Here is a 12,420-nt window from a genome sequence, read left to right as displayed (position 1 = left end):
CCTCACTGAACAACGAAATTGGTAAAGTAAACGTTACCGACGCCTCCAAAGCCTTCTTTTTCCTTGAGCGTATCGTTGATCGCTTTGGCGATGCGACGCTGCAAAACCTTCTTGCCATCGCTGGTGAAGACCTGCTCCTCGGTGGTGTCGCCGAGCGCCATCAGGATGGCCGATCGCACCGCGATTTCGTTGGTCTTGATGTTCTCGATCACCGAATCGTCATAGGGCGTGGAGACGGCGACCCCGACCTGCACGAAATGGACGCTGTCCTGCAGGTTGGAGGTGAACTCCTTGTCCATGGCGTAGTAATTCGAGGCATATTTGTCGCCGCCAACGCCGATCGGTGGCTTGGTGCCGCCTTTGGCTCCCTCGGCACCCTCACCGGTGCCGACGCGCTTCTGCTCGGCCTTGGGGACCAGCCGTGGGCCGGTTGGCTCGGGTGCGGCCTTGCTGCCGCCAAGCAGCCCGGCGTGCATGGCGAACACCGCGCCGCCGACGCTGCCGCCGATGAGCACCAGCCCGCCGACGATGAGCAGCAGGATCTTCATCATGCCACCCTTCTTCTTGGGCGTTTCCTTGGGGGCGTCACTCATGGATACTGTCCTTCATCTTCAAGCTAGGCGGTGGTCGACGGGATCGTCAGTGGCGTCGGAGCGCGCGCGGGGCGGCGTTCGCGAAGGTTGCGGCGTTGGGCGCGGCTGCGGGGCGGCACCGTTGCCGCCGCCCGCGCTATCGGCGGTCACGCTGGTATCGCCGATGCGAACGCCGCGCGCGGAGGCCAGTTCGGTCAAGCGCGGCTGCGCCTCGGCAATCAGCGCGCGGGTGGCTTCATGTTCGGTGGTGAAGCGAACGTGGACGCGGTCGCCCTCCTGCCGCACGGCGACGTCGACGCTCCCCAGCGCGTCGGGCGAAAGCTTGATGCGCGTGTCATGCGCATTGGCATCGTCGCGGAGCGTTTCGATGTGATCGATCATGCGCTGCAAGCCCGGATCCTGCCGCAGGTCGAGCGGTGCCGCGTTGGTGCTTCCGGTCGCCGCCACGGCGGTTTGATCGGGTAGATTGGCGGCTGGTGCGGTGCTGAGCGCGGCGGCCAGTAGTGCGGCGTCGCCTTGACCCGGGAGCGCAGGCTTGCTGCGCCATGACGTCGCCGCCGCGATTGCCGCCGCGAAGACTTGACCGGCCGGCTGCGGAGTCGTGCTCACGGTGATGGTTGGCACGGCGGCGTCGCGCTGGGCGACCCAGCTTGGCGTATCAGAACGGTCTACCCCTGGCGTGGGTGCAGCCAATGGCGCGGATGTAGGTAGCGCGCTCGGGCTCGATGCGGCAACGATCGGGAGCGGCGCTGCCGGTGCGGACGCTGCGGCGGCTTGTCCGACAGGGGCTATGGCATCCGAAACGCGCAGCGGCTGCGGCAATGGCGACGCGGCTACGGTTGTCGGGGTTGGAATAGGCAGAGAGGCTACCGCTTGCGCAGGGGCCGCTGGCAGAGGGGATCGCTCGGGGGCCGTCGCCACGATTGCGGGTTGCGGCGGTTTGGGCTGGCCAGTCGTGGCAACCGAACTCGAATCCGGCAGCGTGATCGACAATGGCTGAGTCTCCAAACCGGTCGGCGCGCCTGGGGGCTGCGCTGCGAGCATGCCGCCGAGCGGCGCGCGCAGGGACTGTAGGATCGCATCCGGCTTGGCAGCAGGTGTGCGCCCTGGCGGTGCAGGGCTGGGTGTCTCGGTGCCGTCGTTTGCCGTCTCTGCGGTCTCTGGCGTCGCTATGCGGCCCGGCGTTGCGCGCGGCGATGGAGCGGCCGTCGCGATGGACGTCGATGCCGACTCGAGCGTTGTGATCGAAACCGGGCGCTGAGCCGCAGCAAGCGAGGCAATGGTCGTCACCGTAGGCGATGCCGCTGCATTGGGATCAGCCACGGTAACAGCGACAGGAGCAGGGGCGATCGTGGGCGCAACCAAGGGTGACGCCAGATTGGCCAGGGATGCTGGTGTCACGTCTTGCGCGTCGACGCGTACGGCTTTGCTCTGGTGGTCCGCGGAGCGTGCTGCTTTCGGTGAGACCGCGGCTGCAAGTGTCGGGGGTGCCACCGTGGCGTCACGCCCGTTTAGAAAGGCCGCCAGCGTCTGGACGCGCGGCCCAATCGATGCCGCTTGGGCACTGGCCGCCGAAGCCCCTATCGTCGCGACGGGCGACGCCTGGCTATCCGCATTGCCGACCGTAAAGGACGACGTCGGCAGCAACGTTAGACCGTCCTCGTTCGTCCGCGTTTGCGACGTCGTGACCGTGCCCGGTCGCTGTGGCGTCGCGTTGGCGATGACCGCGTCAAGGCCACCGGAGCTAAGTGCTGCAATTGTCGGCGCGAGCAACTCTCCGCGCTGCGCAAGCGCGGGCTGCGGCGGGCCTTCCTCGCCGATATCGGCCTGCGGGGCAGTCGTTTGTGCGGGCGCATTTGCCAAGGCCATTGCGGCGGAGGACGCGCCCGTCCTGAGATCTTGCGCTTTGTCGCGCCAGCCGGGCGTTGCCGGTGCGATCAGAGCGGTTGTGGTGCCCGCAGACCGAAAGGGCACCCCAGTGTTCCCGGCCGCCACGAGCAAGGGATTGGTGGTCGCCACAGGTGTCGTCGGTGCGCGGGCGTCTTTACCAGTCCCGCTTTGCAGCGCCGCAGGCACCGCGAACGGCGTCGGTGTCGCGACCGTCGGAAAAGCGATCGGTGCCGCCCCGGTCGGTCCCGTGGCAAGGGATATGCCGTCAGCGTTGATCTTAGCGGATACGGATTCGGGGTCACGATAATCCGCTTGCGGCACCACGTTTGGCGCGGGCCTTTCTGGCAGCGTTGCGGCAGGGTCCTGGACCGGCTGCGCGGCTTTGGATGCAGTCGCCAAGGGGAAGGCCGGGATCGTCGGATCAGCGGGAGACGGGACCGGGTTTTGGACGGCTACGGTTCCGTTTCCGTCGGCCGCGACGGCTTTGGCGGGGACGACTTGGGGCAAGCCCTTGCCACCCACGGCAACCGCTTGCCGGGCAATCGCCGCCGGGGCCAACGCGGCTGCCGTCGTCGTATCGCGCGCCTCAACCACCGCGCCGAGCGTCTTCTCGAAATGGCCGGACGTGCCGCCCCTGCGGCCGGGGGCGTGTCCGTGGCCGGGGGCGGATGGCGCAGACGATAGGGGCAACAGATCGATCATGCAGGCTCCAACGGGGTCGATTCGCAGCTTCCGATCGACGTCGTCAGAGCTTCAGCAAGGATCGTGCCGAATTTTGCGCGTTGGCGGTGCGGCTTCCATCGCGCGGATCGCTTTGACCACGGCCTCGGCATCGGCGCGGGCGATCAATTTCTCGATCGCGCTTTGGTCGCGGCGAGCCTCGCGCGTCGCTTCGCTAGCGCGCGCAGCGGTTGCCTGGGCCGCACGCAAGCGGCCGTCGGCGGCTTCGGCCGATTGGTGGAGGCGCTCGCGAAAATGCGCTGCGGCGACCAGCGAAAAGCCCGCAACGGGGGCCGCCGCCGGTGTCGGTGAGACGTTCGCGGTGAGCTGCGCAATGCGCGACCTGAGCATTTGTTCGCTGGCGGCGCGATCGTGCGCGCGCGCTTCCTCGGCCTGGACCAGGCCAAGCTGGAGCGTACGCACCCGCAAAATGCGGTCGAGCTTGGAGGGCTTAGCCATCGCCGAACACGCCGATCAGCTCGGCGGCGGCATCGGGCAGCGAGACCATCTCGTCGGGGTCCTGCTTGATATATTCGAGCACCGCCGGATGGCAGGCGATGGCGGCGTCGATCGCCGGATCGGCACCCGAGCGATACGCCCCCATCAGCACCAGATCGCGATTTTCCTCATAGGTGGCGAGGTGACGGCGCAGCACGCGCGCGGCCATTTGGTGCGGCTTGTCGACAATGTCGTTCATCACGCGGCTGACCGAGGGGCCGATGTCGATCGCCGGATATACGCCGCGCTCGGCCAGCGCGCGGTTGAGCACGATATGCCCATCGAGGATCGAGCGCGCGCTGTCGACCACGGGATCGTTGCCGTCATCGCCATCGGCGAGCACGGTATAGATGGCGGTGATCGACCCGCCCGAGGCAACGTCGGTGCCGGCGCGTTCGATCAGATTGGGCAGCATCGCGATTGCGGAGGGCGGATAGCCGCGCGCGCTGGCCGGTTCGCCCAGCGCCAGGCCGATTTCGCGCCCGGCATGCGCCACGCGGGTGAGCGAATCCATGATCAGCAGCACCTTCTTGCCCTCGGCGCGGAACGCCTCGGCAATGGCGTGGGTCCGCAGCGCACCGCGAATGCGCAACACAGGCGAATGGTTGGCGGGCACCGCGATGACGACGGCGCGCTTGCGCGCTTCGCCCGCCACCTTGGTTTCGAGGAAGTCGGCGACTTCGCGGCTGCGTTCGCCGATCAGGCCGATGACGATAACATCCGCTTGTGCCGCGCGCACGATCATGCCGAGCAGCACCGATTTGCCGACGCCCGAACCGGCCATGATGCCGATGCGCTGCCCTTGGCCAACGGTGAGCAAACCATTGATCGCGCGCACGCCGACATCGAGCGGGTGCAGCACGCGACCCCGGTCGAGCGGCGATTGCAATTTGCCCGCAAGCGGCCAGCGCGCCGCACCGCGGATCGGCCCCAGCCCGTCGATCGGCTTGCCCGCGCCATCGACCACGCGACCGAGCAGCGCCGCCCCGACCTCAGCCTCGCCCGGAGGTCCGAGCGGGCGTACCGGCGCTTGCGGGAGCAAGGCCGCCGGGCCGCCGAGGTTCATTAACAAGGTGCGGCCATTGCGGAAACCGATCACTTCGGCTTCGACACCAGATTGCCGGTCACCGACCTGGCACACCGTGCCGACCGGTAGTGTCAGCCCGACGGCCTCCATCAGCAGCCCGTCAAACGACGCCAAGCGCCCGGATACCTTGGGTCGCGGCGCGAAATCGGGCAGGCCGAGCGCGTCGAGATAGTCGCCGGTGAAGCGGTTCAGCATGGCATGCTCTTGGTGTTCCGTTGGTGCCGAGCCTGTCGAAGCACCTCTCGCCCCACATGCGGCGGTGCTACAAACGACGGCCCTTCGACAGGCTCAGGGCGAACGGTGTGCAGGGCGGTCATGCCCCGGGCACCGCGACATGATCGATCGCTTGCGCCAATTGTTCGAGCCACAAGTCCGGTCCGTCCTCGACGATGGTCGACGCGCTTTCGAGCACGAACGATCCCCGCGCCACGCTGGCATCGCCGACCGCGAAGATCTGGCGGGGCAATTTGCCCTCGAGCAAGGCGACATCGTCGGGGTGAACCCGCAGCATCGCCGATTCGGTAACATCGGTCAGCAAGTCGGCGGCGGCTTCGATCCGCTGGGCCAGCCGGTCGGACGAAATGCCGGCTTCGCCGACCAGCCGCGTGACCAGGAACAGCACGGTCTCGCGCAAGCGACGCGCAACCGCTTCCCGGTCGATCCGGTCGTTCGATTGCAGCGCCTGGCTGAGCGATTCGAGCAGGACGCGGTCGCGCTCCGCCAGCGCGGTCATTTCGGCGCGCGCGGCGTCGCCGCCTTCGACATAGCCGATCGCATAGCCCGCTTCATGCGCGACTGCGACCGGGTCGACAAAGGGCGTTGTCGGCGGGGCCGGGTTGGCATCGAACGGATCCCAGCCTGCGGTCGGATTGGTGCCGGGGGCGGCGGGCGAGAAATGCCGCGGGCGTTCGCCCTCGCTGCCGTGCGGGGAGAAGGAAACCGGCCCGCGCTCGGCGCGCTCGCGCAAATCGGCGGCGGCGAAGCCCGCGACCCGCGGCGCGAAGGCGGCCTGCAGCGCTTCGGCCACACCCTGGCTGCGCGCGGAAAATCCGGCGGTGAATTCAGACATAATCGTCTTCGCCTGCGCCCATCTGGATGGTGCCGTCCTTGGCGAGGTTGCGTGCGATCTGGATGATCACCTTCTGCGCGTCGAGCACTTCGCTCAGCTTCATCGGTCCGCGCGCCTCCATCTCGTCGCGAATGCCGTCGGCGGCGCGGCTCGACATGCAGCCGAGGAAGCGCCCGCGAATGCTTTCGTCCACGCCCTTGAGCGCGCGGGTGAGGATGTCGCTGTCGATGTTGCGGATGAGCGTGCCCAGATTCTTGTCATCAAGTTCGAGCAGGTTTTCGAACACGAACATCGCTTCCTCGATCGCCTTGGCGACGTCGCGGTCGATCTTGAACAATTTCGGCATCACGCGCAGTTCGGTCGCCTTGCGACCGCTCGACAGGATCTTGGCGGCATCGCGCGTGCCGCCGAGCGTCACCCCGGCCGATGCCTGTGCGGCCCCGGCGCGGTTGGCGAGCATCGTGCGCAGCGTTTCGACCGCTTCGGGCGTGATCGGCCCCAGCCGCGCAAGCCGGTGCAGGATGTCGGGCTGTGCCGCATCGGGCATCAGTTCGAGCACTTGTGCGCCGACGCTCGGTTCCAGATTGGCGATCAGCACGGCGGCGATCTGCGGATGTTCCTTCTCGATCATCGCGGCGATTTCGCTGGCGTCGAGCCAGTCGAGCAAATCGAGCTGGCACGCATCTTCAGCGGGGACGATCCGCGCGAGCACGCTGTCAGCCTTTTCCTGGCCCAACGCGCGCGTCATCACCGCCTCGATTCGCGGACGCGGGTCGAAGCCGATCGCGGTGCGCTCGCGTGCCTTACCGACGAAATCGTCGAGCGCATATTCGACCTCGACTTCGCTGACATCGGCGACCGCAAACATCGCCTTGCCAAGCTGCCGCACTTCTTCGGGGTCGAGCTTCTGCAGGATCGCGGCGGCTTCTTCCTCGCCGACCAGCATCATCAACACGGCGGCACGTTCGACGCCGGTAAAGGTGCGCATGGGAGCGTTCATGACTTGATCATGTCCCGAACGGCGAGCGCGGCGCGCGCCGGATTGTCGCGGGTGAAGCCGCGCACCATGCCGATGCGATCGTCATAGTTGCGGGCGCTTTCCAGCGCGTCGATGCTGACGGGCTGGTCGCTCGGCGGCGGCGGAGCTTGTCCGCCACCCTGCGCTTCGCTCAGCAGATCGCGACCGAGCGCCGGGCGGTCCTGCGGCGCGACCGGTTCGGGGTCCTTCTTCATCAAGCTCTTGGCGAGCGGGCGGACGCCCAGGAACAAGACTAGCAAGGCGATCACCAGTGCCGTTGCGTTGCGCGCGACCACCGGCAGCCAGCCTGCTTCATACCAGGGCTGCTTGTCGTCCAGCGCGGTTCCGCCAGCGAATTTGCGGCTGATCACGGTGACGCGGTCGCCCCGGCTGGGGTTGAAGCCCACCGCCGTCTGGACGAGCTGGGTGACTTGCTGGATCTCCATGGTGCCGCGCGGCTTGCCGGTTTCGGGGTCGCGCAGCAGCACCGCGACCGACAGCCGCGTGATCGTGCCGGGCGCGGTGCGGCTGACCGACACTTCTTTCCCTAGATCATAAGCGCGCGAATATTGGTCGCTCGCCTTCATCGCATCGCTGACCGCTCCGGCAGCGGCCGCCACCACCGGTGCAGCGGCACCGGGGGTCGATACGCCCGAGCCTGCGGGCGGTGCCGGGGTCGGCGTCGCGGCGGGCTGCGGGGCGGACAGGGTGGATGCGGGCGGCGGCGTGTTGGACAGCGCGCCCGGAATGCCGCCGGGGGCTTGCGCGTCCTTGCCGTTGCCGGTCCACTGGCCCTGTTCGACGCGGAGCGCGCCTTGCTTGTCATAGCTTTCGCGCGTCGCCTGGGTTTCGTTCAAGTCGACATCGGCCTGGATTTCGGCGGTGAAATTGCCGGCACCAATCAGCGGGGTGAGCAATTGCACGACCTGGGCGCGGTACTTTTCTTCGACCCGGCGCTGAAAGGCGATGCGTTCGTCGCTGGCGATGCCGAGCTGGCTTTGGTTGGCACCCTTGGTGAGCAACCCCCCCATCTGGTCGACGATGGTGACGCCTTCGGGCTTCATGCCCGGCACCGAGGAGGCGACGAGGTTGACGATCGAGGACACTTGCGCGTCGCCGAGCGAACGGCCCGGTTGTAGCTTGACGATCACCGAGGCGGACGGCGCGGCATTGTCGCGCACGAACACCGATTGTTCGGGCGTGGCGAGGTGGACGCGGGCTTCGGCAACGGCATCGATCTCCTGGATCGACCGGGCGAGTTCGGTCTCGCGTGCCTGGCGCAGGCGTTCGCCTTCGACGGCGCGCGACACGCCCATCGGAAGATTGTCGAGGATTTGATATCCGCCGGGCGCAGCCTTGGGCAGGCCTTGCCCTGCAAGCAGAATGCGCGCGCGCGAATAATCGTCTTCCGCAACCGTCAGCGCGCCGGTGCCGGGGTCAATCCGCGAGGTGATGTTGGCCTGTTGCAAGGCGGCCGTCACCGACGCCTTGTCGCTATCGGCAAGGCCGGAGAACAGCGTCTTTTGCGTCGGCGTTGCAAGCATCATCCAGGCGAGCGCGGCAGCGGCGATCAAGCCGACGAGCAGTACCATCGGCAAGCTGCGGCGGACGGCTGGCTGCGCCAGCAGACCCTGGATTTGCTGCAAGGGGTTGGCGAAGCGTTCGGGCACCAGGGCGGCGACACCGGACTGCGGGGCGGGGGTGAGGGCGTTGCTCATCTATCTTAGACCGGCATGCTCATAATGTCCTTGTATGCGGACAACAGTTTGTTGCGGACTTGCAGCGTCGCTTCGAACCCGACCGAGGCTTGCTGACGCGCCATCATCACCTTGGCGATGTCGATCGTCTCGCCGCGTTCATAGGCTTCGGACAGCTTGCCGGCCTCGACCTGGCCCTGGTTCACGCTCTTCAGCGCGTCTTCCATGGTCGCGGCGAAGCTCGCGGGCTTGGCCGCAGCCGCCGGGGCGGCTCCCGATGTGGTGCCAGCCCGGGCCAGCGCCTGGTTGCGTTCGAGGATCTGCGCGCGCAGCGCCATCACCCGGTCGACGCCCATCGCGCCGCCACCGCCAATGCCGTCGATGCTCATGCCCAGGCCGTCCGGTTGGTGGCGGGCACGATGTCATCGCCCTGTTCGCGCGCCTTGGCGAGGCGGTAGCGCAGCGTACGCTCCGAGATGCCAAGCCGCTTGGCGGTTTCGGTGCGGCTGCCGTTGCACGCCGCGAGCGTTTCGCGGATCGCCTGGAATTCGTGCATCTGGACGATGTTGCCAAGCGTCGCGGGCTGCCCCGGCTGGTCGTTGGCGGCGCGCGCGGCGGGGCGATCGAACACAATGTGTTCGGCCGAAATCGTGTCGCCACCGGCGAACAGCAACGCGCGCTGCACGACGTTTTCCAGCTCGCGGACATTGCCCGGCCAATCGTGGCGGATCAGCAGATCGATCGCCGACTGGTCAGGCCAGGGGATCGTCATGCGATTGCCGGCATGGCGCAGGATCAGCGTTGCGGCGAGCGCGGGCACATCCTGCGGACGATCGGCGAGCGGCTTGGTGGTGAGCGGGAAGACCGAGAGGCGGTAATAAAGATCGGCGCGGAAGCGGCCGGCCGCGACTTCATCCTGCAGATCGCGATTGGCGCAAGCGATGACGCGCACGTCGATCGCCTGCGGCGTGGTCGCGCCGATCGGGACTATCTCGCGTTCCTGCAGCGCGCGCAGCAGCTTGGCCTGCAGTTGCAGCGGCAGTTCGGCGATTTCGTCGAGCAGCAGCGTGCCGCCGTGCGCGGCGCGGAAAAAGCCTTCGCCGCCCGACGACGCGCCCGTGAACGCGCCCTTCTGATGGCCGAACAGCAATGCCTCCAGCATCGTCTCCGGCAAGGCGGCGCAATTGATCGCGACGAACGGCCCGGCGGCACGCGCCGATTTCAGATGGATCGAGCGCGCCAGCACTTCCTTGCCGGTGCCGGTCGGGCCGTTGATCAGGACGGTGATGTCGGCGGCGGCAACGCGATCGGCGAGCGCGTGGAGCGCCAGGCTTTCAGGGTCGGCGGCCGTCGGCATTTCGGGCTCGGCGAGCAATGCGCGGACGAAGCCCGCGCCAACCGCCGCATCCGCACCGGAAAACGCGATGCGCGCCGGATGGCCGTCACGCGAGGGCACGATGCAACGCCCCTCGGTGCCGATCACGACCGTTCGCGCAGCAGCGGGCGGCGTTTCGCCGTCCGCGACCAGATACAGGTCGCCGCTGCGCAGCTTGCCGTCTTCGAAGCTGCCGATCGCAAAGCCTTGCGCGCGCAAGGTCGAAACCAGCGCATAATGCTGGCGAAGGATCGCGGCGGATGGGATGATGGATCGCATGAAATTCCCCCTGGTCAATCCAGGGAATGCCCTACCCGTGGTAAACGACCCGTTAAGGACGTTGCAAAGCGGCAATATTTTTCCGGCGGCAATCGGCCGTCGCCGCAACATTGTGCACAAGGGTGTCGGTGCGGACAAAAGCGCGTGGTTTGCAAAAGTGCTTAATCCCTGCCGCGACCGGTCGTTACCTGTGATGGCGGCTCGGCTCTCCGATAGGGGGCGGCGGGATTGCCGAACCACGATGGAGACACATCATGACTGTTATCGGAACCAACGTCGCCGCACTGCGCGCGACCAATGCGTCGAACACCGCCAGCGCTGCGCTGGCAACCAGCATCGAGCGTCTGTCGACCGGCAAGCGCATCAACTCGGCCAAGGACGACGCGGCTGGCCTCGCCATCGCTTCCTCGCTGACCTCGCAGATCAAGGGTCAGAATCAGGCGATCCGCAACGCCAATGACGGCATCGCGCTCTCGCAGACCGCAGACGGCGCGCTCGGCGAAGTCACCAACATCCTGCAGCGCGTTCGTGAGCTTGCCGTTCAGTCGGCATCGGGCACCTATGCAGCGGGCGATCGTACCAACTTGCAGGCCGAAGTTACGCAGCTGACCGGTCAGCTGAGCGACATTCAGAGCAAGACCAACTTCAACGGCGTGTCGCTGCTCGGCACCACTGCAGCCACGGTGAAAATCCAGACGGGTTCGTCGGCAACCGACACGGTTTCGCTCGCCGTTGGCGGCCTGGATCTGTCCGGCGTGACCGGTTCGGACATTTCGACCGCAGCCGGTGCGACCACTGCGCTCGGTGCGCTCGACACCGCGCTGGCGGCTGTCAACACGACGCGGGCAACGCTGGGTGCGGGCCAAAGCCGCCTAAGCTCGGTGGTCAACAACCTGACGACCAACGTCGCCAATCTGACCGACGCCCGCAGCCGCATCGAAGACGTCGACTTCTCGACCGAGACGACCAGCCTCGCCAAGGCGCAGATCCTCAGCCAGGCCTCGACCGCACTGCTCGCTCAGGCGAACCAGTCGCAGCAGGGCGTGCTGAAGCTGCTCGGCTAAGACGGACCGGCCCTGGCACCCGACCCCCTATACGGGTGTCGGGGCCGACCGGGATCTCTTGCGTACGCGCGGGACGGTCCAACGAAAACCCCGGCGATCCAGCAGGGTCGCCGGGGTTTTTGGTGTCGGGGTGTCGGACGAACGCGACGCTAGCGCTGGCGGTGGGGAACTCTACCAGCTCCGGTTAAGCGCTGCGCCATCACCGAAGCGTTGCGCGGACGCCGACCTCTCCACCCGCACTTGCCAACTCGCGTTCGGCTTGGATGAAGCCATAGGCCGGCACCACTTCTCCCGCGCGGTTCGCAACCGCCGCCCAGTCCTCTACCAGTTGCGCTCCGGCCGTATCGCGCGTGCCGATGTACAGGCCTTGCGACAGCGTGACGTGCGCGGTCGCAAAATGCCCGGCTCCGGCGCACAGGATGGTGCGCGTGGGGGCTTCCTCCCCGGTCAACGCCAACAGCCCGGGGCTGACAAAGGCCGGATCAAGCAGCGCCAGGCTCTCATCGGAGAGCACGCCGCGAGTCATTTGCGTCGCAGCGGTCGGGGCGAGGCAATTCACCCGAATACCGTATTTCTCCCCTTCAATCGCCAGCGTCTGCATCAGACCAACCAGCGCCATTTTCGCCGCACCGTAATTTGCCTGGCCGAAATTGCCGTACAGTCCGGAAGATGAGGTCGTCATCACGATCCGCCCGTAACGCTGCGCGCGCATCGTCTCCCAAACGGCTTTGGTGCAGATCGCGGCACCCATTAGATGCACGTCAACGACCAGCCGGAAATCGTCGAGGCTCATCTTGGTGAAGCTCTTGTCGCGCAATATGCCGGCATTGTTGATCAGAATGTCGATCCGCCCCCAGCGCTGCATCACCGTTTCCGCCATCGCGGCGACCGCGTCGGGCTCGGTCACCGAGGCCCCGATACCGATCGCATCGCCGCCCTCGGCCACGATCGCCGCAGCGACGCTCTCGGCCGCCTCGATTGAAACATCGTTGACGACGACGCGCGCGCCGTGCCGCGCGAGATAGCGCGCGTGCTCCCGCCCGAGCCCGCCGCCGGCACCCGTCACGATCGCAACTCGGTCCTGCAATGACATCCAACCCTCCTATGATTTTGCTCTGCATAGCCGCAGA

The 12,420-nt window shown here is 66.9% G+C and carries 11 protein-coding genes; 1 reads left to right on the top strand and 10 read right to left on the bottom strand.

The window, feature by feature from the left end:
- Positions 1-2: 2 nt before the first annotated feature.
- The 9 genes from H4W01_RS17690 to H4W01_RS17650 form a co-directional block, all read right to left on the bottom strand.
- The gene (locus tag H4W01_RS17690; RefSeq protein ID WP_126849251.1) at positions 3-593 is read right to left on the bottom strand and encodes a flagellar basal body-associated FliL family protein; all 591 of its coding nucleotides are present in this window, start codon (positions 591-593) and stop codon (positions 3-5) included.
- A gap of 18 nt (positions 594-611) precedes the next feature.
- Positions 612-3,185: a flagellar hook-length control protein FliK gene (locus H4W01_RS17685; protein WP_209612682.1), complete on the bottom strand. Its 2,574-nt coding sequence runs from the start codon at positions 3,183-3,185 to the stop codon at positions 612-614.
- Positions 3,186-3,236: 51 nt separating this feature from the next.
- Entirely contained in the window at positions 3,237-3,662 is a 426-nt protein-coding gene (locus H4W01_RS17680; protein WP_209612681.1) for a hypothetical protein, read from the bottom strand.
- Positions 3,655-4,983 (bottom strand): FliI/YscN family ATPase, encoded by a 1,329-nt coding sequence (locus H4W01_RS17675; protein WP_010405385.1) that lies wholly within the window; start codon positions 4,981-4,983, stop codon positions 3,655-3,657. The genes H4W01_RS17680 and H4W01_RS17675 overlap by 8 nt, the downstream gene beginning before the upstream one ends.
- A gap of 118 nt (positions 4,984-5,101) precedes the next feature.
- Positions 5,102-5,857 (bottom strand): FliH/SctL family protein, encoded by a 756-nt coding sequence (locus H4W01_RS17670; protein ID WP_209612680.1) that lies wholly within the window; start codon positions 5,855-5,857, stop codon positions 5,102-5,104.
- Entirely contained in the window at positions 5,850-6,857 is a 1,008-nt protein-coding gene (gene fliG, locus H4W01_RS17665) for a flagellar motor switch protein FliG (protein WP_010405381.1), read from the bottom strand. Before fliG ends, H4W01_RS17670 begins: the two co-directional genes overlap by 8 nt.
- Positions 6,854-8,593, bottom strand: a complete 1,740-nt coding sequence (gene fliF / locus H4W01_RS17660; protein ID WP_209612679.1) for a flagellar basal-body MS-ring/collar protein FliF — start codon at positions 8,591-8,593, stop codon at positions 6,854-6,856. The genes fliG and fliF overlap by 4 nt, the downstream gene beginning before the upstream one ends.
- A gap of 5 nt (positions 8,594-8,598) precedes the next feature.
- Positions 8,599-8,961: a flagellar hook-basal body complex protein FliE gene (gene fliE, locus H4W01_RS17655; protein ID WP_010405378.1), complete on the bottom strand. Its 363-nt coding sequence runs from the start codon at positions 8,959-8,961 to the stop codon at positions 8,599-8,601.
- Entirely contained in the window at positions 8,958-10,226 is a 1,269-nt protein-coding gene (locus tag H4W01_RS17650; RefSeq protein WP_209612678.1) for a sigma-54 interaction domain-containing protein, read from the bottom strand. Before H4W01_RS17650 ends, fliE begins: the two co-directional genes overlap by 4 nt.
- Before the next feature lie 254 nt (positions 10,227-10,480).
- Here H4W01_RS17650 and H4W01_RS17645 point away from each other — a divergent pair, with 254 nt between their 5' ends.
- A complete protein-coding gene (locus tag H4W01_RS17645; protein ID WP_010405376.1) occupies positions 10,481-11,290 on the top strand; it encodes a flagellin N-terminal helical domain-containing protein in 810 nt (269 codons plus the stop codon).
- Positions 11,291-11,489: 199 nt separating this feature from the next.
- On the opposite strand, the gene H4W01_RS17640 is transcribed toward H4W01_RS17645, so the two are convergent.
- Positions 11,490-12,383 (bottom strand): SDR family NAD(P)-dependent oxidoreductase, encoded by an 894-nt coding sequence (locus tag H4W01_RS17640; RefSeq protein ID WP_010405375.1) that lies wholly within the window; start codon positions 12,381-12,383, stop codon positions 11,490-11,492.
- Between the last annotated feature and the right edge of the window lie 37 nt (positions 12,384-12,420).

Origin of the sequence: Sphingomonas sp. PL20, from assembly GCF_017875905.1 — a bacterium.
GTDB classification, from domain to species: Bacteria; Pseudomonadota; Alphaproteobacteria; order Sphingomonadales; family Sphingomonadaceae; genus Sphingomonas; species Sphingomonas echinoides.
Note: the sequence above shows the minus strand (reverse complement) of the source record. Positions and strands in the feature narration are given on the sequence as shown.